Source organism: Campylobacter concisus, assembly GCF_001298465.1.
GTDB lineage: Bacteria > Campylobacterota > Campylobacteria > Campylobacterales > Campylobacteraceae > Campylobacter_A > Campylobacter_A concisus.
Genome location: NZ_CP012541.1, coordinates 96,403 through 117,008, shown reverse-complemented (window position 1 = coordinate 117,008; position 20,606 = coordinate 96,403). Strand labels below are relative to the sequence as shown.

Here is a 20,606-nt window from a genome sequence, read left to right as displayed (position 1 = left end):
GCCTTATTTTTTAAGAAGCTCTTCGATGAGTGCTGCCATGCCGTCAAGCGAGCTGATTGATTTTGTCATGATGAGGTATTTGCCATTTACGACAAATGCTGGCACGCCTTGAATTTTGGCCACGTCATAGCTCTCATCCCACTTTTTAAGTAGCTCAGTCACTTTTGGATTAGCTAGCTCTTTTTCGTAGTCTGCTTTACTAACGCCAGCAGCCTCAAGTCCAGTCTTTAAAAAACCCTCAGCGTCTTTGCCATCACTCCAGCGCTCTTTTTTGTCGTGATAAGCCTTGTAGTAGGCAAATTTAGCCTTTTTAAATAGCGAATTTTCATCAAATAAGCCGACACCTTTTGCCTCGTCCATAACGATAAGCACGGCAAAAACCTTACTCGCAACCTCACCGTAATCGCCCTTTGTCTTTAGATGAAATGGTTCGTATTTTAGCCCATGGATTTTCTCAACTACCTTTGGAGTGACGCTCTTATCATACTTGTAGCAAAATGGGCAAGCGTAGCTAAAAATTTTAACTAGCGTATTTTGTCCCGCGCTTAGCGGCTTTTCAAGCTTGACGTAGTCCTCACCCTCACTAAATGCACTAGCACTAATCGCACCAGCCACCGCAACAGCAAAGATAGCCTTACTAAATTTAGATAGAAAACTCATGATAATCTCCTTTAGATGATTTATTTTGAGTTATTCTACAACCAAGCTCAACCGCAAATTTAACGCTAGAATAAATTTTTGCTGAAATTTATAAGATATCGCATTGATTAAAAATTTAATTTTTACTAGAACTTATCTCATTTATTGCTGATAATGCGTTTAAAGCACTTGGATAGCCTATAAATGGTATAAGAGTTGTAACAACGCTTATTAGTTTAGCTCTATCGTTGCCGATGCCAAAATTTGCAGCAATGTGTCCTAAAAGTTGTGGCTTTGCAAAGCCAAGAGTCGTGATATAGACAAATGTCAAAAGCTCCCTAAGCTCTAAACTAAGCCCATCTCTTGCATAAAAATCACCAAAGCAGTTTTGTGATAAAAAATCCATTATATGTTTTTGATCATTTGGCATTGATGCGATAAATTTATCAACCGCTGGGAAGAGTTTTCTTTGTATCTCAAGGCCTCGTTCACCTCTGCCTTCTCTTGATTTTTTAGGCATATTTTCAGGCTCTATATAGCGCTCATTAAAAATTTCATCAGCTAAAAATATATAATCTTCTACCTTGCCAAGCCCAGCATAAGGCACTGCTTGATATAAAATTTCTCTTATCTCTTTTACTGATATGCCCACATTTAAAGCAGCCCTAACGAAGCTTTTAAATGAGCTTTTTGCACTTTTACTCACACAAAGAGAGGCGATGATAACCGAAAGTCTTGTTTTTTCATCAATATTTATCACTTCACTAATATCGCCTAAAAAATTTAAATAATCCTCTAAAAAGCTAGCATTGCTCTCTTCAAGCTCACTTTTTGAGTCAAACCAATTTTCATAAATTTTCTTTGCATTGTAAGTTAGTGTCATAAGTTTTGCTCCATTGTTTGGGGCTGATTATAAGTGCTAAAGCGTAAATGCTAGCTTAAGATCCGAAAAGACAAAAATTTTTAATATAAATTTAGGTTTTAAGCCATTATAAAGTTTATCGTGATTTTTATGTTATAAGGTTTTATTACAATTACGAAGGACGCAATATTTTTTATTACTCCTTTTACCTATTTTAAGCCTTGGACATTCCAAGGCTTTTTCTAAATTTTATAAGCTTTATGAGTAGAGTTTATAAAATTTATCTAAAGGAGATGTTATGAAAAAGACTTTGTATTCTGTTGCGCTTGCTTCTGCACTTTGTACGAGCGCTTTTGCGATAGGCGGTCCAAGCGGAGCTAAACTTGACTACGCTATAACAGGAGCTATCGGCGAAGTAGTGGTAAATCCTTACGACACAGCGCCTCTTACTGCAGTCATCAAAAATGGCGGCTACACACTAAGCAACGCTAAGGTCACTATCGTGCCAAAACAAGGCGGTCAGGTAATAAGCTACAAAGTGGCCGACAAGCATCTTCGCACACATGGCGGTATCCCAGTTTTTGGTATGTATCCAGACTATCAAAACACCGTTGAAGTCGAGTACGACAAGAGCTACAAGGGCAAGACCGAGCATATAAAAGAGAGCTATAAAATTTACGCTCCAGCTATCTACCTAGAGAGCGCTGGCACGCCAAATCAAAAGGGCGCGCTATTTGACAAGATCGAGGTTACTAAGCCTGCGAGTACTAAATTTGCAAACAGGCTTTACTATGTAAATAACTTTGTCAATAAAACAGGCAAGGGTACAAAAGTCGTTTGGAACAACCCAGCTGGCGGTGCGATCGAGTGGAACTACAGCCCAAATAATTTTATCCTTGATACAAAAGGCGAGGTTAGATGGTATCTTGAGCCAAGTAAAATTTACGACCTAAAACAGCCATTTAACGCTGGCGTAATGATGGGCTTTAAGCAAAATGACGACGGTGCTATGACTTGGGGATATGGCCAAAGATACGCAAAATACGACATCATGGGTAGAGAAATTTTTAACCGCGAGCTACCAGCTAGCTACAACGACTTCTCTCACTCGATGGACGTAGCACAAAATGGACACTACTTCTTGCGCGTTGCAAATGCTGACTACAAAAGGGCTGACGGCAAAAACGTAAGAACGGTGCGCGACGTGATCGTTGAGCTTGACCGAGATGGCAACGTAGTTGATGACTTTAGGCTTTATGAAATTCTCGATCCTTACCGCGATATCGTGCTAAAAACACTTGATCAAGGCGCAGTTTGCTTAAATATCGACGCTAAAAAAGCAGGCCACACTGCAAGCTCTGATGAGCTTCAGTCGATGGATACTCACGATAAGTGGGGTGACATCGTCGGCGCAGGCCCTGGACGTAACTGGGCTCACGTAAATAGCGTGGATTATGACCCAAGCGACGATAGCATCATAATCTCAAGCCGCCACCAAGATGCAGTCATCAAAATCGGCCGTGATAAACAAGTAAAATGGATAATGGGTGCTCATAAAGGCTGGAGCGATAAATTTAAAGATAAACTTCTTCAACCAGTCGACACCAAAGGTAACAAAATAGTCTGCGAAGATGAGTACTCAAAATGCCCAGGATACGAGAGCGAAACAGGCGGCTTTGACTGGCAGTGGACACAACATACGGCATTTAGGATAGATAGCAAATCTAAAAAAGGTCTTGTCTATCTCACTGTCTTTGACAACGGCGATACAAGAGGAATGGAGCAACCCGCAATGGCAGGAATGAAATACTCTCGTGCCGTTGTTTATAAAATAGATGAAAACAAAAAGACAGTCGAGCAAGTCTGGGAGTACGGCAAAGAGCGTGGTAAAGAGTGGTATAGCTCGGTCACCAGCCTTACACAGTATCAAGATGACCTTGATAGTATCATGGTCTACTCAGCCGTTGCTGGTATGCAGTTTGACATCGCCAAAGGTCGCCCAGTAGGACTTCCAAGTCCACATATAGATGAGTTTGAGTGGGGTGCAAAAGAGCCTAGCATCGAGATAAAAATGACAAATGCGATGGGCTATCAGGCATTTCCATTTAGCTTACAAAAAGCTTTTGAGAAATAAGCAATTTAACTCTTACATAAATTTCCCTTCCATTTTGTATGGATAGGGAAATTTTTCTTATAAATTTTACAAATTTAAACCATTATTACATCCAATAAAGTTCTTAAATTATAAAAATATATATTTTATAAAAAGGAAGAAAAAGAGAAAAATTTTTACTGCCTTAATGGCGTTGATGGCTGCTTTTAGTACAAATGCGGCCGAGTTTAGAGAGATGAAAGACACATCTGGCGACATCGTCAAAATCCCTGTAAACGTAGAAAAGATCGCTACACTTTGGTATGCAAATAACCAAATCGTCTTGATGCTAGGTGGTGCTGACAAAATAGTCGCAACAACCGATCTCATAAAAAACAACAAATGGTTTGTGCATATATATCCTAGAATTTCATCTATCCCAAATGGTGTAAATGGCAAGAGCTTGCAAGTAGAAGAGCTCGTCAAGCTAAGTCCTGATATCGTGATAGCCACCGATAAAAAGAACAAAGAGGAGCTAACAAAAAATGGCTTTAATGTACTTTATCCGTCATTTACAAATCATGCAGATATGAAAAAGAGTGTATCCATAATGGCTGAACTCATAGGTGGCAACGCACCAAAGATAGCTCAAAAATTTAATGACTATTTTGATCAAAATCTCCAAAAAGTACTAAGCAAAACTAGTAAGATAACTCAAAATGAGAGGCCAAAAGTGCTTCACATAGCAGAGGGTAAAAAATTTATTCAAAGTAGATGGCTTAAATACCATAATCGATGAGTGGATCACTGTCGCAGGTGGCATAAATGCAGTGTAAAAAGCCGGAAATATGCTTGAACTAAACGCAGAAGAGATACCAAATATAAATCCAGATGTGATCATCATAGGTAGAGCCAAATCGCCAGACGCTATAGAAAAGATATATGAAAACAAAGTCTATGCTGGCACAAATGCTGTTAAAAACAAAAAAGTTTTTGTAAATCCAGCAGGTGTTTTTAGCTTGGATAGATACGGAGCTGAGGGAGCTTTGCAAATTTTATGGGCGGCTAAGATATTACAATCCTGAAATTTTTAAAGATATAGATATAGCAGCCGAAACGAAGAAATTTTATAAAGAATTTTTACACTACGAGCTAAGCGATGATGAAGTAAATTATATCTTAAATGACTTAGACCCAACTGGAAAATAATTTGTCCTTACGGTGGTAATTTTATCTACATTTACCGCCAAATTTTAATCCATTTTCAGCCTTTGTTTATCATCCAGACTTACTAATTTATATATACCAACCACTTAAATAACTAAAAATTTGTGAATTTGACACTAATTAAAAAGATAAAAAATTATAAAAATTTAATGATAAGAAAGAATATCCCAAAGGAATTTCCTTTGGGATTAAAAGTATAGATATTAAAGTACGTGTACTTGGTCTTGAACTTCTAGAGTTACAGTTTTTCCACCCTCTGTGTTAGTATAAACATTGTAGTTAATACCTTTTTCATCAGTAGTCGTAGTACCTGAAGAAACCCAACCCTTACTCGCAAGATCAAGATTATCATTGCCATCACCACCTATTCTTAGCTTATTGTTGCTATCAGTCATATCTAAAACGTCTTTAGCTGTTAGAGTCATATTGTGATCGCCCTCAGTTAAATCTAGTTTCTCTATGTTTGTAACTTTAGTAAGGTTTACACTATCATCAGCAATCTTTAATGTATCATATCCAGCCCCACCGTTGATAGTCGTATTAATTAGCGTTGCGCCTTTTTCAACTATGATAGTATCGTTACCGGTCGTTAGACCATCTATGCTATCACCATATATAGAAGCATTTTCAAATCTAGCTCCAGATTTGATATGGATTGTGTCATTACCAGCATCACCCTCTACTTTAGCATTATCAAATTTTCCAGAGTTAACGAAAATTTTATCATCTCCTGCTCCACCATGTACGCCAGCATTATGGTTATATGCATTTTCGCCTTTAAATTCTGCTCCGTTAACATTTATTATATCGTCGCCAGCATCTGCATATACATTAGCTTGATTAAATTTAGCTCCACTTTCTAGAGTTATAGTATCTACACCATTTCCAGCAGCTATATAAGAGAAGTCTTGGAATATAGTGCCGTCTTTTATAGTGATTGTGTCGTCGCCATTACCAGTATCTATAGCAGATGGGTTACCATCGGCAAGTTTTAAGAACGTAGTATTTGTAACTTTTACCGTATCGTTGCCATCGCCTGTATTTAAAGCAGAACTTTGAAAGGTTATGCGAGCATCGCCAGGGTCGCGGTTAATAGTTATAGTATCGTTGCCTTCTGAAGTATTTATAATGTTATAGTTAAATGTTGTTCCTTCTTCGATATCAACATCATCGTCGCCTTTATCCGTATCGACTACCGCATGCGTTAAAGCAGAATTGTTAATCACCACGTGATCTTTGTCGGCACCGGTATTTATAAATGTTTTTGCGGTAGCGGTACCATTAAGTTTAGAACCCCTAATTTCTACGTCGTCTTTACCAGCACCAGTATATATACTATTTCTACCTTCCATTAAAGAGTCACCTTGTATCTGTACCAAATCGCCTTTGCTACCGGTAGTTATATTAGTAGTTTCTACTTTTCCTCTGTTTATCTGCACATGCTTGGTATCTCCGTCACCCATATTTATATTTACTTGTTGGAAGTCTGATCTTCTGCCTGCATTGCCGTTATTACCGATACCAGTTAGAAATAAGCTATCCTTACCGTCGCCCATATTTATATCAGTTTCGGTTGCTGCAGAATAGTCATAAGCACCTTGAAGCGGGTTTCTAGTTAAATGCTCAAATCTTACTACGTCGTTACCTTTGCCGGTTTCTATTTTTGCGAAATTTAAAGATGCTCCGTCGTATACGTTGACTTGATCTGCGCCCTCTCCAGTTTCTATCACTCTTTCTTCGATACCAGCTCCGTTTTGTAGAGTGATATTATCTTTACCACTTCCGGTCGTTATGATCTTTTTAGTAGGCGTACCATTTTCTATTTTTCCTAGTAGTACGCTTCCGTACACTGTTACTTCGTTATCTCCATCGCCTAAATTTATAGAAGTATCATTTTCTAATTTTACTTTAGGGTCAGCTACCGATCCTCCCGTAGTATCAGAGATATTTACGATGTCTTTATCAGCACCGCCTTGAATTTTTACGGAATCTAAATTTATACTACCATCATATGACTGATCATCGTCGTCAGGGTCTATTTCTTTTCTAGTGATATTTAAAGTATTAATGCCGTCGCCCATAAGTATTTTGCTATTAGTAACTTTAGTTCCGTTAGTCATATAAATTTCATCTTTACCGGCTCCACTGTCGATAGTCGAGTTACTGATGTTAGCTTTATCGCCGATGGTAATTTCATCGTTTCCGCCGCCACCGCTTATTACAGAGCCACCGCTCATAGTTAAATTTTTACCTATTTTAATTATATCATCGCCGTCGTCGCTACCGGTTCCAGCGCTTCCGTTATTTCCCCAGTCGCCGTGTATACCTGAGTGATTGCTAAGGGTTAGATTATCGCCAGCCGTAATCTCGTCGTTACCACCGCCAGCTTGTATATCAGCCCAGTTTTCAAGCGTAACTTTATTTGCAATTTTTACTGTATCCTTATATCCGTTACCGCTATCGTCCGTCTGAATATCAGAATCAGATATTTTAGCGCCCTCGCCTACATTTAAAGTATCCTCGCCGTTGTCTAAATTTATATGAGACTCTCTAGTAACGGTACCATTTATATTTAACTTATCGTTGCCATCTCCCATAATGACTCTAGAGTGTTCAAGTGTTGCATCTTTTTCTAGAGTTATAACGTCCTCTCCATTATGAACTCCTATCTCAGCATTTTTAACGGTAGCGCCTGATTTTATAGTTACGGTATCGTTTCCACTCTGCCAGTTCATTATACGAGTTTTATTGTATGAATTATCATCTACATCACCAAATGAGTTTTCTATAGTTACATTATTATTACCGCTACCCAAATCGATATCTACCTTACTAAATGTTCCGCCTTTGATATTTAGCGCATCATCGCCTACTCCTAAATTAATATCAGAATTTGCATATGCACCAGTATTCATATTTAGTGTATCTTCGCCATCTTCAGTAGCAATGTTAGCACCATTAAGTCCTTGGTTGATATTTACATAATCGTCGTTATCGGTAATTTTGCCGTTAGCTTGAGAGTTAGCGATCTCATCGTTATCGGTAGTTACGTTTAGAGTTAAATTTCTTTTATATATGCCGTACTCTACTCCGTTTAGATTAGAATACTTGCTTCCGTCTTGTTCGCCTTGGTTTTGATTGACACCCATTGCGGTAGGATTATGAGCTAGATCAACATCCTTAAGTCCATAGTTGTCTATTGTTTTTACTTTTACTTTAACGTTATTTATTTGATTTGCATCGGCAAGATTTACTATAGTACCGTGTGTCCAAGTGCTACCGCCATCAGTAGAATACTCTATAGAGTTTGCATCATAATCTTTTCCAGCTACTCCGCCGCTAAAATTTAAATTTAACGTAGTAGGTCTAGCTGTCAATGCAGTAGGTAAAGATAAGTCATAAGTCATAACTCCGCCTTCGATAGAGCCAGCAGAGCTTATGTTTATACCAATTTTAGGTGTAGTTGCTCCAGCCCCAGCTCCAACAGCACTTCCACCACTTACACCAAAGCTATTATCTCCACCTGCTGCTAGAGATAAAGCATCTATGCTTCCTACATTAGCATTGATGTTACTAATGTGGCCTCCTTCTGCAAAGCTAGTAGAAGATAAGCTTACGCCATCTCCACCATTACCACCTGCTTGTGGACCACCTGCAGCAGTTTCTTCTAGAGCATTTAAGTCTGTTCCATTTAAGATTGCTTTTTGTAGAGCTGAGATATCAGCTACTGTTTGATTACTATTAGTATCTTGATCTAGAGTTATAGTATCTTTACCTATTAGAGTTATTTCTTTACCATCAGTTTGAGTTATTGTTACTTTAGAGTTAGAACTATCTGTAACTATCTTTTCACCTTGGTATACAATATCTCCTACACTTAATTGTCTTACCTCTCCTGTTAAGTCATTAAGTGCTCTTGCTATTCCTCCGTTTACGCTTTTAACTACTCCGGCTTCTTTAGCCATCATATTCTCCTTATTGTTATATTATTTGAAATTTTGAATGAATTATATAAATTTTAGAAAGGCTTGTCTATTGTACTATGGTACGATAGAGACTAACCTATAAATTAAGCTCAACATTATTATTGACTGCGTTTTCGTTTATATTAACATGATCACTCAACTTAATCCCTCAAAAATTTTTAACATTATTGAAGTCGATAATATCGTTACATATTCCACATTGGTTACTTATTTTTGCTACTCTCTACACTATCTAACTTGTTTTATTGCTACGTTAACTAGTTGTTAAAGCCAAAAATTAGAACAGTTGCCAGAATAATACAAGATTAAAAACTGTGGTAATTTTATTTGGAGTAAAACCCAAGAAATTCTTGGGTTTTATTAATAGGTTATAAATCGTGCGTAATGCTATCTTCTATTTTGATCGTTACAGTATGTGTCGTTTCGTTGTTTGTAACTGTTGTAGAATACGTTCTATCGCCTTTATTTTGCCATATAGACTCATCGGTCTTATGGATAGTATCATCGCTACCGCCTCTTATGGTAAGAGTATCGCCGGTAGTTTTATTGATATCTAGCACATCTTGTGCAGTAATATTTAGTTTTGCGCCGTTTATACTCGTCATATCTACCGATTTTACATTTTTATCCGTTATAGCAGATAACTGGGATAGATCCACAGTTTGATCGCCTTCCATATTGGTTATATTTACGTCTCCATCTGTATGAGTTATAGATACTTTGTTTTCAAAATTTAAGTTATTAAATCCAGCAGAAGCTCCGTTCTTCAAAACTAAAGTATTATTGCCCTCATCTCCGTTTATAGCTATGCTACCTGAATTATTTATAGTAGCTCCACCACTTATGCTTATAGTATCATTGCCCTCATTGCCTCGAACCGAAGAGTTCGTCAAAGTAGCTCCAGAATTTATATTTATAGTATCGTTTCCTGCATATCCATAAACGTGACCGCCGTTTAAATTGGCTCCAGAATTTATATTGATAATATCATTACCTTCGCCTGCACTTATATGCGTACCGCTTTCGAAATTAGACCCTGAATTTATATTTACAACATCATTACCGCTTCCGGTTCCTATTCCGGTTCCTTGTATTGCGCTTGTCGTTTTAAATGTAGTATCGGTAGCATTTACAGTATCGTTACCCTCTTTCGTCCAGATATTAGTATCGTTTACAGTAACGTTATATAAATTTACGGTATCGTTGCCAGTTCCAGTATCGACCTTGACGTTTTTATTGTAGTCATTGTCGACTTTGTTTAGATTCATATTTCTTATTGTAACAGTATCGTCGCCATCTCCACTAATAATTTTACCACCGACAAAACCTTCTTTATTAGCTCCTCCGTCGATTTCTATAATATCGTTACCAGCATTACCTTCAATATCACCCTTAACGACGGCACCGTCCAAAACTTTAATCGTATCGTTACCGTCGTCGCCGTGAATATATTCTTTTACCGTAGTACCCTTTCCGGTTACAGTTATACTATCATTACCCCATCTTCCGACTATACCGTCTACGTTTGCGCCATTTTCTACTAGGATAGTATCGTCGCCACCTCTACCATTTATGGCGCTAACGTATGTTTGGTTGTCAGATACGGTTATTTTATCATCGCCTTCGTCGCCCCTTACTTCTCCTGTTACTTTTGCGCCATCTTTTACCACGATCTTATCATCGCCGTCTCCGGCAAATATATGCTTCGCACTGGTTCCCGCACCGCTTAAAGTTATAGTATCGATATCGGCACCGCTATCTACTATATCTAAAGCCGGATTTACCTGCTTTTCGTATATATCGTTCATAGTTTTGGTGTCGCCATATATTGCTCCATATACTTTCGCTCCGCCTTCTAAGGATATATTATCTTGTCCGGCATTGCCATATATATTACCTCTTACCTTGGATTCATTTTGTATAGAGATTGTATCTACGCCATCACCGCCTTTGATAGCTTCGTATCTAATTATCCTTCCTTCATCATTCTTGATAGCTCGTCCACTTACCGTAGAATTATTTACGGTTATACCATCATTTCCAGAACCACCAAAAATTTCTACTGTCTCTGCACCGTTTTGAAGATTGACATTATCGTTTCCAACTCCTCCATATACAGATTCTATTTTTGCATTGTCTACTGTTATTTTATCTATGTTATCCGATCCAAACACTTTTAAACTTGGATTAGGACCTACTATCTTAGCTACCGATCCGTCATCCGGATAGTTTGAAGCTTTTGCTGTGCTAGTTACCGCTAGGTCTTTAGCATTATCTTGACCAATAGCAAGGTTACCGTCTTTACTTACATACCAGCCTTCTTTATAATCAAATGCACTAGGAGCGGTAGGATCGTTAGGAGCTAGATAATCTCTACCGTCGGTATGTCTATATACGTGATATCCATTAGGTATAGAAGAGGCAAATGAGTCTAAGAGCGCAGAAGATGTGCTTTCTCCTACATATGCTGATAAAGGAATTTTTATACTTCCTGCTGGTAAAGCAGGTCCTGTTGCTTCAGCCCCAGCTCCAACAGCACTTCCACCACTTACACCAAAGCTATTATCTCCACCTGCTGCTAGAGATAAAGCATCTATGCTTCCTACATTAGCATTGATGTTACTAATGTGGCCTCCTTCTGCAAAGCTAGTAGAAGATAAGCTTACGCCATCTCCACCATTACCACCTGCTTGTGGACCACCTGCAGCAGTTTCTTCTAGAGCATTTAAGTCTGTTCCATTTAAGATTGCTTTTTGTAGAGCTGAGATATCAGCTACTGTTTGATTACTATTAGTATCTTGATCTAGAGTTATAGTATCTTTACCTATTAGAGTTATTTCTTTACCATCAGTTTGAGTTATTGTTACTTTAGAGTTAGAACTATCTGTAACTATCTTTTCACCTTGGTATACAATATCTCCTACACTTAATTGTCTTACCTCTCCTGTTAAGTCATTAAGTGCTCTTGCTATTCCTCCGTTTACGCTTTTAACTACTCCGGCTTCTTTAGCCATCATATTCTCCTTATTGTTATATTATTTGAAATTTTGAATGAATTATATAAATTTTAGAAAGGCTTGTCTATTGTACTGGGGTACAGAGTTGAAAAATTTGTGTGACTATCTTTTATCGTAGCCCTAAAATTTAGCCTTTGCTTTTAAAATTCTTAGCATTAGTTTTAGTAGAGATTGATTTTATTTAAAAATTTAAAGACCTACTAAAATGGAAAGTAAGTCTTTAAATATGATCTTATAAAGCCTTTATATCTCCACCAATAACTCTTAGCCCTCTACTATCAAATATCGCCTTTACGCCAGCTACTTCTATCACGACGCTTGATCCTTCTATCGTTACTTTTGTGCTACCTACTTGATGGATTATCTTATCTTTGGCATTTACCTCATAAGTCGTCTCTATATTGCTAAATTTTGAATCAGCAATCTCTGTGTGCTGGGCAGCTGTTTTTGTTGTGAAATTTGACTTAGCATTTATATCAATGTAGCTATTTGCCTGAAGCACAATATGCTCGTTACTAAATTCATTTATGCCTTTTTGTGAATTTAGCTTATAACCACCATCTATATTTTGCTCTTTTGTGCCTTTTACCTCTTTCATCTCATCATTATGTATAGTCGTATTAAGATTTGATTTTACTTCTACAAATTTATCATGTCCTACAAATTCATGACTATCTTGACCTACTCTTGTATTGTTATCAACAGCTACATTTAGCGTATTTGAGACGCCCACTACTGTATCTTTTGAAAGTCCGACTGTTGTTAGATATTCAGCTCCCACATTTACATTTTTTGCTAGATCTATCGTCTGAATGTGGGCTTTTTTTACTCGCTCAGTATAACTTCCATGCACCTGTGAGCTTTTATCATTTAGTATTGTTTGAGAAAAGTCGTTATTTACAAGCTCGTCATAGTCCTTTTCTGCTTTTACATAAATTTGTTCTTTATTTTTTAAATTTGATAAAGTAATCTCGTTTATACCGGTCTCATTTGCGCCAATTGTCTTTGAGCTAAGAGATGTTTGGTGATAGTTGCTATCCACATTTACAAGTGGCGTATTTGAGGCATTATATAGGCTACCGCTTACTACTGGGTTATCTATGTCATTTTGTAAAAACGAGATGATAACCTCATCGCCGATCCTTGGTATGGCAAAAAAGCCTGAGCTATTGCTAGCAATAGGCGTTATCACTCTTAGATAAGCACTCTTGTGATAGCTTGCGTTGATAGCGTCGTCTTTATCGATTATCTCTTGTGTGCTAAAAGCATTTAACCTCACCTTTACCCTACCATAGCTATCAGTATGGATCGTGTTATTTTGGCTGTTTAGCCCATCTTGACCGACTACAAGACCTAGCGTGATGTCTGGTGCTTTTGGTTTTTGTTTGTAGCTTGGGACAAATTTCACACTACTTGGAATGATGCTTATCTCATTTGTGTATGAGCTTATAAATTTTTTATCTTTAAATGGGACATTATCGCCTAAATTTAAAGTATTTTCTAAAACGCTCTCATCAATATAAGTATGCTTTAAAGCTATTATTTTAAACTCATATTCGCCCTTGCTAGCATCAATAGCTACCGAGATATTGTCATTTAAACTTAATGCAAATACATTTGAGCTAGCGGTAAATTCTTTTAAAAGCATATCGCTTCTTAGTTTCTTAAGGTAGGTGCTAACTTCAAGCAAGCTAGTATCACTAAATGAATACTCGTCCAAATTTATATGCTTATCATAGATATTTACCTGCTCGTCAAATATCTTTTCATTTTTACTCTCCAACACATTTGGATAAGCTGTATTTTGAAAAGAGTGCGTAAAGCTATTTGCTTTTAGCGTCTCGCTCTTTGTTATTTTATTTATGTGTTCGGTTGCTAGATTATTATTCAAATTTACATTAAAGCTTACTTTTCTAGCTTCCTTGCCACTGCTTGTATCGCTTGAAGTAAAATTTTCATTTTGATTGCTATAAGCTAGTATAAATGTATCATGAAAATAAATTTTTTCATTATCTTCATAAAAATATATACCACTATCATGGCAAAGTCTTGTTATAAAGGCTAGGTCGCTTTCATTGTACTGGGCTATAAATTCTCTTTTGTTGTAGTTATTTTTGATATTTGAGAAGTCTAGCTCTTTGGTTAGTCTTTGTTTATTAAAAGCTAAAATATCTTTTACTACTTCTAAAATGCTCTGGTCTGTATAAATTCTATTTGCTCTATTTATGCTTAGTCTATATAGTGGCGAAGTTAGCTTGAATTTAAAGAAGTATTTTTTATCTATATTTGTACTAGTCTCATCGTCTACGCCAAGATACTCTACATCGCTTACTATTCCGCTAAAGTGCATATCGTTTGAGCTACCATCTGGAACGATATTTTTATTTGTTGAAGACGGCCTTTTTATGCTTAGCTTTATACTTTTATCAAGATATTTATATATGCTTGAGTAACTTTTATCGTTATTGTAGATGGTGTCTAAATTTTCATAAAGTGGGTTTTTCACCAAATTTATATAAGCAAAGCACTCTATGCTAAATATACTTTCTAAATTTTCATAAATATCTGCACGTGTAACGATAAATTTATCGTTTGACTCGTTTGCTATCTGAAGAGTCGAGAAAGTATCGCTAGATACGCCGTAGTCCACAAAGCCGTCTGTTGCCACTGAGTTACCGGATGCTAGCATGACAGGCTTAGTTAGTGATGATGTTGGTGATGTTAAATTTTTGTCCATTTGTTACTCTTTCAATCTTTTTTCGTTTTCTTCTTCTCTAAGTTTTTTAAAGTATTTCTTTTCTGGTTCTTTGATATTATAAAATCTATTAACTTCTTCTTCTATTCCACCACGTTCAGCTTCTTTATTTATTTTTTCTTTAAGATTGGCATCTTTATCTATATAATTTTTGGCGGCATCTGCATTTCCTTTAAAAACCTCTCCAATAATTGGTATTTTTGAGAAAGGATAAGTAAAGGTATCAATAGCATTTTGTGAGTTAGTAAATTTATTATTTTCTTCATTAAAATTTTTTAATTCTGTATTATCATGTTTTATATCAAGTTTCTTTTTGCTAGTGTTAAAAAAATCCATCATCTTTTCTCACTTTCCAAAAGCTTATCTAAATCTTTTTCATCTCCTACTATCTTTAATATAACTCTCAAATAACCATAATAATAAGGATCTTGCCCATGATCTAATAGTTTTTTGATTAATTTAAATTTTTCCTCTTTAAATTCTTTATATTTTGGTGTTTTTATAAATTCTAATAGCTCAGGGCTTGCTTTTTTGTCTTTTATGCCATCGCTATTTTCTCTAAAAAAGACTAGGAATTCTGTTGCTATAATTGCAGTTAGCCATTTATCTGGCGTAATATCTTTATTCAAAAGTAAGTCAAACGTTTTAGTCTTATTATTTTCATAAGCAGCATCTAGTAAATTGGAGCCATCATTAGTGAAACTTGGGACTATATTAGCATCACACCCAAGCTCATCTATGTAATATTCTATACATTTAGCAGTATTATCATCGGTCGTATTTTTATCAAAGATCACAGCAAACATATTTAAACAATTTACTTCGTATGAATATAAAGATGCTATGAGAAATATGATTATGACTAGGTGTTTCATATCGCATTTCACATATCATGTTAATTTAAAAGATAAAGATAAAAAGGGCTCATCTGTGTCCTTCTAGCTAGAAGATGATTTTATTAACCCTAGGGGTAAACCCTAGGTTAGTTTTAAGCTTTTTTAGTAGCTTCTCTCCAGTCATCGCTTCCGCTTGTACCTGCAGCTACGTGTTCCCAAACTATCTTTCTATAGTTCATTGAAACTTTGAAAAGCTCTGTTTTGTCGCTGTTTAGCTTATCTTGAGCATTTGGACTTACTAGAGTAATATCTGTTATAGTTGCATCTTCTAGTTTTGTAGTAAAGAAATGCTCCGCACCACCACTAGTTGATGTTCTATACCAATATATCTCAACCTCTGGAAGTCTTTCACCTTGTGTTAAAGCATTGTAAAGAAGTGGAACAGCTTTATTTAGTGATGTAGTAAAACTAAATGGCTTATGAACTCTTTGACCTGATGGTTGGCCACTTTGTGGATCAGTTGGAACTGTTACTATATGAGAAACCTCTTGAGCCATGATCTCATCTTCGTGACCTGACTGATAGCGATTACCTATACTAGCTTCTGTTGAAGCACCACTTGAAATAAGTCCTTGTGTAGAACCTTTCACTTTAATATACACTGGTTGTGACATATTTACTCCTATTAAAAAGTTTGGATTATTCTATCTTTTATTTACTTTCTGTTTTATTAAAAACATTACTTTTTTAACATATAGCTTTGAATAGCTTTATGTAATAGATAATTAAACGCTTCCTTATCTTCCTTAGTGCTTTTTAGTACGGCTCCTGAAAGATATTTAAAAAATGAGTTATTCTCGACTATATCATACATTTGGCTATATAGCTCTTTGCAGATAAGCTTAACCAAAACCGCATTTATTAATTCTGTTGAGTCACTAAGAGGAAGAGTTTTCATGATTGTTTCCATATCTTTTGTATTTAAAGTCCTAGTCTGCTCACTTATAGGGCTCATATTTGGTTGCAATTTTATACTCTCAACTATCTTTGTCAAAAGCTCATCCATGCTTTTTGCAGTAAGCATATTTTGATTATTTGTATTTTCTTCTTCATCAAAATTTTGAGCTATCTCATTTAAATTTAAAACTGCATCGTACCCATTTTCATTTAAAGTGATATCTTTTTTCTCATTTATTAATGAGTTTATCTTTGGCTCTTCTTTAAAATCAACATTTGAAATTTTACCAACTGGTTCAAAACGTTTATCATCAAGCTTGTCAAAATTTTTCGTATTTTCTATTATCTTATGGGCTTTTCCTATATATTCATCAATCCTAGAAGAGTCTATAAATATAAATTTTAACTCCCCTATCCTAAAGACATCACCCAAATTTATGACGCTCTCATAGTCATCCGGAAGCTTTGAATATGAATCACTATAAAAAATTTCACAATCTTTATAGCCACAAATTGTGAAAACCCCCTCTTCAAATCCAACATGAGCGTGTTTTGGTGCGATTGAATCGCTCATATCATTACAAGAAAATTTTGTAGTGTCTAGTGAGCCTATATCACCGCCATTTTCATCAAAAATGATAAATTGAGCTGAAAAGCTTGACGCTTTATCGTAATTTTGTATAACTGCTGCTATTTGTTGCATATTTTATCCTTAATAAAGCATCTTCTTTGGTAAATTTATCGTTGGTATGATATCCATAAGCTCTAAAAGCTCTCCTCCATTTGGTGTTACTTCAAAGCCAAAATACGAATCTCTTCTACCATCAAAATTAAGCGTACTAACGCCAACGCTACTAAAGTTTGAAGCCTTTAATATCTTATACCAGCCCCACTCTCCATCAAAGCTTAACTCTTTTCTTTCACTTCCAGCACTTGAAACTGCATTGAATTTAAACTGCGTTGATATATCAAAATTTTTGCTTGAAACTATCAAATTTGAGGCAATTGTATGATCATAAGTCAAAGAGTTATTAGAATAACTAATATTTATATGACTAAAATTTGCCGATAAGTCGACAGCTTTTAAATTATAATTTAATTTTAGCTCATCATTTGAATCAAGCATTAAATTTGAAATTCTGTCTATATAGGCGATATTTTTAAGGAAATCCCTATTAAATCTTAGCTCTTTTACGTATTTTGGTCTTATTTTGTAACCATCAGCGGTTTTACTTAAGATTTGTTTTAGATATCTATCATAAAAGCTATTCCAAGTTCCATTTTTGCCAAAGAATCTTTTAAATTCTTCTATACTGACAGCCTTTGGAGATTGTTCGTTAAATGGATAAAATGGCTTGATAAGACTTTCAAAATCATCAAAAACATCATCTCTATATGCTGTTGATAAAAGCGCTGAAGCGCCATTTTCTACTTGTTTCCACGCAAGTGTCGATAACTTTTGATAATATTCATTTAGCTCATCTGGAAGCTTCTTGGCATCATTATTTAAGACAACAAATGGGTCGTTTTCATTTTTTATACCATTTATTGCATAAACTATTTTATCATCGTTGCTTTGAAGCATTTCGAAGTTATAGTCACTAACTTTTTTATAAACGCTTGTTACGTCATTACTTATAATATCTAGCAAGTCATTAGAATTTAACGCATGATAGTTAGTAAATTTAGCACTAAAATCGCTGAAAACACGTTTTATCTCACTTGAAGCAAATCCTAGAGAATAGATATATTTTAGTAAATTCTCATCATTTAAATTTGTATTTTGATTAGTTAATTTTATTAAAGAATTTAAAGGATTTTCTCTCTTTGACAAGATGTCGAGCTCTTCTATGACCTCTTTTTTTGTAGTAAATTCATTTGGTTCTATTTCTCTTAAAATTTGGCTCCACTTATCAGCATAGTTTTGCAAATAAAGCTCTATTACAGCAATACTTAACTCTTTCTTATCATTTGAGCTAATATCTTTTAAAGAAGAATTTGTCTCCATTAGCCAAGACTCTATTCCAGCTGTTTGATCTATGTTTGAGCTAAGCTTTGACAAGAAATCTCTTAAATTTTCTTTTGTATAAATTTTATTAAATGGCTTAAATGCTTCTTTTTCTTGGACTACTGTGTATAAATTTTCAACATCTTTTTTAATATCGTAAAAAGATTTATCATCCTTAAATGATATGAACTCAAGTATGTAGTAGAGTCTTTGTGCTCTTTGGACAGGTGATAGTCTCGTATTTGCTATACTTTGAGCAACTGTATCTGCAGTTATGTTTAAATTTTCTGCCTTTAAAATAGCCTCAATATGAGATAAAAATTCATCTTTTGCAACGCCATATTTTTCAAATTTATCCCAGTTTGTGCTAATCCAAATTTTAAATAAATCCACATTTGTGTAATCTTTATCAAAGAGCGAATCATACATATAAAATGCTTTTATTAGCTTATCTGGATCGCTTTCATTTTTTAGTATATTTTCCATTTCAGTTAAAACTGTATTTTTGAAAAAATCAGCATTTAAATCATAGTAAAGCGCTTTAACTGGAGTAAAGCCTTTATACGAAGTATCTAGTGTTATATACTCAAATTTAGTATCGCCGCTAAAGATTCTTGGATAGTCATTTAGACTTTGTTTTAGTAAATTTAGAAGCTCAATCTTTTGTGTTGGAGAGAGATCCTTGTATTTTTTACCATCAAGGTATGAAGAAATTTTATTTGCATTATTTATAGCATTTTGCTCTTTTATATTTTTGGTATCTAGAATAAAACTAGAACCCAAATATACTCCAGCACAAAGTATGGCTACTAAAATAAAATTTGCAAATTTTGTAAATCTATTTTGAGCACTAAATTTATTTAAGTTGGCTTTAAAAGCTATCTCTTTTAAAAATGATTTTACAAAATAGCTTTGTTTGCTATAGTTATTTACTGCTCTTAAAAGTGGTTTTTTGATGTTATATCTATCGCAAATAGTATTTGTAAGGTAGTTTATAGGTATATTTTCTTGATAAGCACTAACGAAATAAATTCCATTTATGGTTGAGCTATTTTTAAGTGCATTTTGAGAGCTTAGCTTTGCTACAAAATCTTTTACTAAAGCAAAAAAATTATCAAGTTGTTTTAAAAAGAGATATGAACGTTTTTTATCTTCCAATAAATGCGAAATCGAATTCTTACTCATGAGATGTTTAAATAATGACTCGCTTAGGTTTTTTAGTTCAGTTTCTAGTGATTGTTTTGAGAAATTTGGATCTAAGTTTATTCCTAGAGCTTTATTTGCCACATCTTCATTGAAAAGCCTGAAATAATCTCCCATGCCATCTATTAAGTCAAGTTTGCTAAAAACAATATAAATAGGGAATTTAATGTTTAGATGTTTCTCACAGTCATTAACCCTTTTTATCATATATCTAATTAATTCATCAAAATATTCTTGCGTGCCTTCAAGGAATTTTTTAGTATCTATGATTAAAGCCGCGCCACTTAATCTAGCGTTAAAATCATTTCGTTTTAAAAAGTGCAAAAATTCACTCCAGATGCTTTTTTTAAGCAAGTAATCCCTATTTTTATCCACATCATCTTCAGGAAGCTCTTCAGTAGCTGTTGGCTGGTACAAGCTCTCTTGTGCAAAATGTATACCCTCAGTATCTAAAAGTGCGCCAAATTTTGAAATGTAAAGATTAAAGTTTGTTGTACTTTTGTGTATTTTTTTATAAGTATCCAAACTATCAGATAGTGGAAATTCTATATTTGAGTAGTTTATAAATGCGCTCTTTCCAGCACCTTCATTACCCATTATCATTATTAAAGGTAATTTTTTAAAATTTATATCTTTTTTCCATGTTGCTTTGGCATCTTTCAAAGAAAGCATAAAATTTCTTTTTGCCTTACCAAAACTATCCATAGACTCTTTTTTTATCTCTTTTAGCTTATTATTTTTTTCATCTTTTTGAGATGCTAAATAGTGCATTAATGGTTTGATTAAAACAAAAAACAAAATAACTGCCCAAAATGCAATTAATATAGTGACTCTTGAACTTATGCTAGCAAAGCTATATACATCATTAAAAGCTATAAGTGGAGCATAAAGCCAAAATAAGATACTTAATGCAATAGAAGCTACCAAAATTGTACTGTGTTTGAATCTAAAAAAGACAAAAAATCTTCTTAGGTAATCGATAAATGCCATTGATGCACATCCTTTTACAAATAAATATATTTCT

14 protein-coding genes and 1 pseudogene are annotated in these 20,606 nt (G+C 35.0%); 4 read left to right on the top strand and 11 right to left on the bottom strand.

Translation table 11 applies throughout. The annotated features are described in order from the left end of the window. Window positions 1-3: 3 nt before the first annotated feature. Together CCON33237_RS00515 and CCON33237_RS00510 are read right to left on the bottom strand one after the other, a co-directional pair. Complete coding sequence (locus CCON33237_RS00515) at window positions 4-660, bottom strand: thiol:disulfide interchange protein DsbA/DsbL (RefSeq protein WP_054195932.1); 657 nt, start codon at window positions 658-660, stop codon at window positions 4-6. Window positions 661-775: 115 nt separating this feature from the next. Next, entirely contained in the window at window positions 776-1,522 is a 747-nt protein-coding gene (locus tag CCON33237_RS00510; RefSeq protein ID WP_054195931.1) for a carboxymuconolactone decarboxylase family protein, read from the bottom strand. A gap of 277 nt (window positions 1,523-1,799) precedes the next feature. Between CCON33237_RS00510 and CCON33237_RS00505 the strand changes: the two genes are divergently transcribed. The 3 genes from CCON33237_RS00505 (at window position 1,800) to CCON33237_RS10030 (ending at window position 4,678) form a co-directional block, all read left to right on the top strand. After that, the gene (locus CCON33237_RS00505; protein WP_054195930.1) at window positions 1,800-3,635 is read left to right on the top strand and encodes an aryl-sulfate sulfotransferase; all 1,836 of its coding nucleotides are present in this window, start codon (window positions 1,800-1,802) and stop codon (window positions 3,633-3,635) included. Window positions 3,636-3,810: 175 nt separating this feature from the next. Continuing rightward, entirely contained in the window at window positions 3,811-4,392 is a 582-nt protein-coding gene (locus CCON33237_RS10035; RefSeq protein WP_335337332.1) for an ABC transporter substrate-binding protein, read from the top strand. Between the two features lie 49 nt (window positions 4,393-4,441). Then, window positions 4,442-4,678: an ABC transporter substrate-binding protein gene (locus CCON33237_RS10030; protein WP_335337331.1), complete on the top strand. Its 237-nt coding sequence runs from the start codon at window positions 4,442-4,444 to the stop codon at window positions 4,676-4,678. 345 nt (window positions 4,679-5,023) lie between these two features. Here the strand turns inward: CCON33237_RS10030 and CCON33237_RS00495 are convergent, their stop codons facing one another. Together CCON33237_RS00495 and CCON33237_RS00490 are read right to left on the bottom strand one after the other, a co-directional pair. After that, window positions 5,024-8,785, bottom strand: coding sequence for a beta strand repeat-containing protein (locus CCON33237_RS00495; protein ID WP_054195929.1), 3,762 nt, complete (start codon window positions 8,783-8,785; stop codon window positions 5,024-5,026). Window positions 8,786-9,174: 389 nt separating this feature from the next. Beyond that, window positions 9,175-10,980, bottom strand: coding sequence for an autotransporter outer membrane beta-barrel domain-containing protein (locus tag CCON33237_RS00490; protein ID WP_103583865.1), 1,806 nt, complete (start codon window positions 10,978-10,980; stop codon window positions 9,175-9,177). A gap of 274 nt (window positions 10,981-11,254) precedes the next feature. On the opposite strand from CCON33237_RS00490, the gene CCON33237_RS09800 reads away from it, so the two are divergent. After that, window positions 11,255-11,590: a hypothetical protein gene (locus CCON33237_RS09800; protein WP_236842014.1), complete on the top strand. Its 336-nt coding sequence runs from the start codon at window positions 11,255-11,257 to the stop codon at window positions 11,588-11,590. Here the strand turns inward: CCON33237_RS09800 and CCON33237_RS10045 are convergent. The 7 genes and pseudogenes from CCON33237_RS10045 to tssM form a co-directional block, all read right to left on the bottom strand. Then, window positions 11,533-11,820 (bottom strand): annotated as a pseudogene (locus CCON33237_RS10045) (hypothetical protein); the annotation flags it as partial. The gene CCON33237_RS09800 and the pseudogene CCON33237_RS10045 overlap by 58 nt on opposite strands. Before the next feature lie 235 nt (window positions 11,821-12,055). Then, complete coding sequence (locus CCON33237_RS09395) at window positions 12,056-14,560, bottom strand: type VI secretion system Vgr family protein (protein WP_169748867.1); 2,505 nt, start codon at window positions 14,558-14,560, stop codon at window positions 12,056-12,058. Between the two features lie 3 nt (window positions 14,561-14,563). Continuing rightward, complete coding sequence (locus CCON33237_RS00480; RefSeq protein WP_141090217.1) at window positions 14,564-14,914, bottom strand: hypothetical protein; 351 nt, start codon at window positions 14,912-14,914, stop codon at window positions 14,564-14,566. Then, a complete protein-coding gene (locus CCON33237_RS00475; RefSeq protein WP_054195926.1) occupies window positions 14,914-15,384 on the bottom strand; it encodes a hypothetical protein in 471 nt (156 codons plus the stop codon). Before CCON33237_RS00475 ends, CCON33237_RS00480 begins: the two co-directional genes overlap by 1 nt. Window positions 15,385-15,566: 182 nt before the next feature. Then, window positions 15,567-16,088: an Hcp family type VI secretion system effector gene (locus tag CCON33237_RS00470; protein ID WP_054195925.1), complete on the bottom strand. Its 522-nt coding sequence runs from the start codon at window positions 16,086-16,088 to the stop codon at window positions 15,567-15,569. A gap of 65 nt (window positions 16,089-16,153) precedes the next feature. Beyond that, window positions 16,154-17,074 (bottom strand): hypothetical protein, encoded by a 921-nt coding sequence (locus tag CCON33237_RS00465; RefSeq protein WP_054195924.1) that lies wholly within the window; start codon window positions 17,072-17,074, stop codon window positions 16,154-16,156. Between the two features lie 9 nt (window positions 17,075-17,083). Then, window positions 17,084-20,572 (bottom strand): type VI secretion system membrane subunit TssM, encoded by a 3,489-nt coding sequence (gene tssM / locus CCON33237_RS00460; RefSeq protein WP_054195923.1) that lies wholly within the window; start codon window positions 20,570-20,572, stop codon window positions 17,084-17,086. Between the last annotated feature and the right edge of the window lie 34 nt (window positions 20,573-20,606).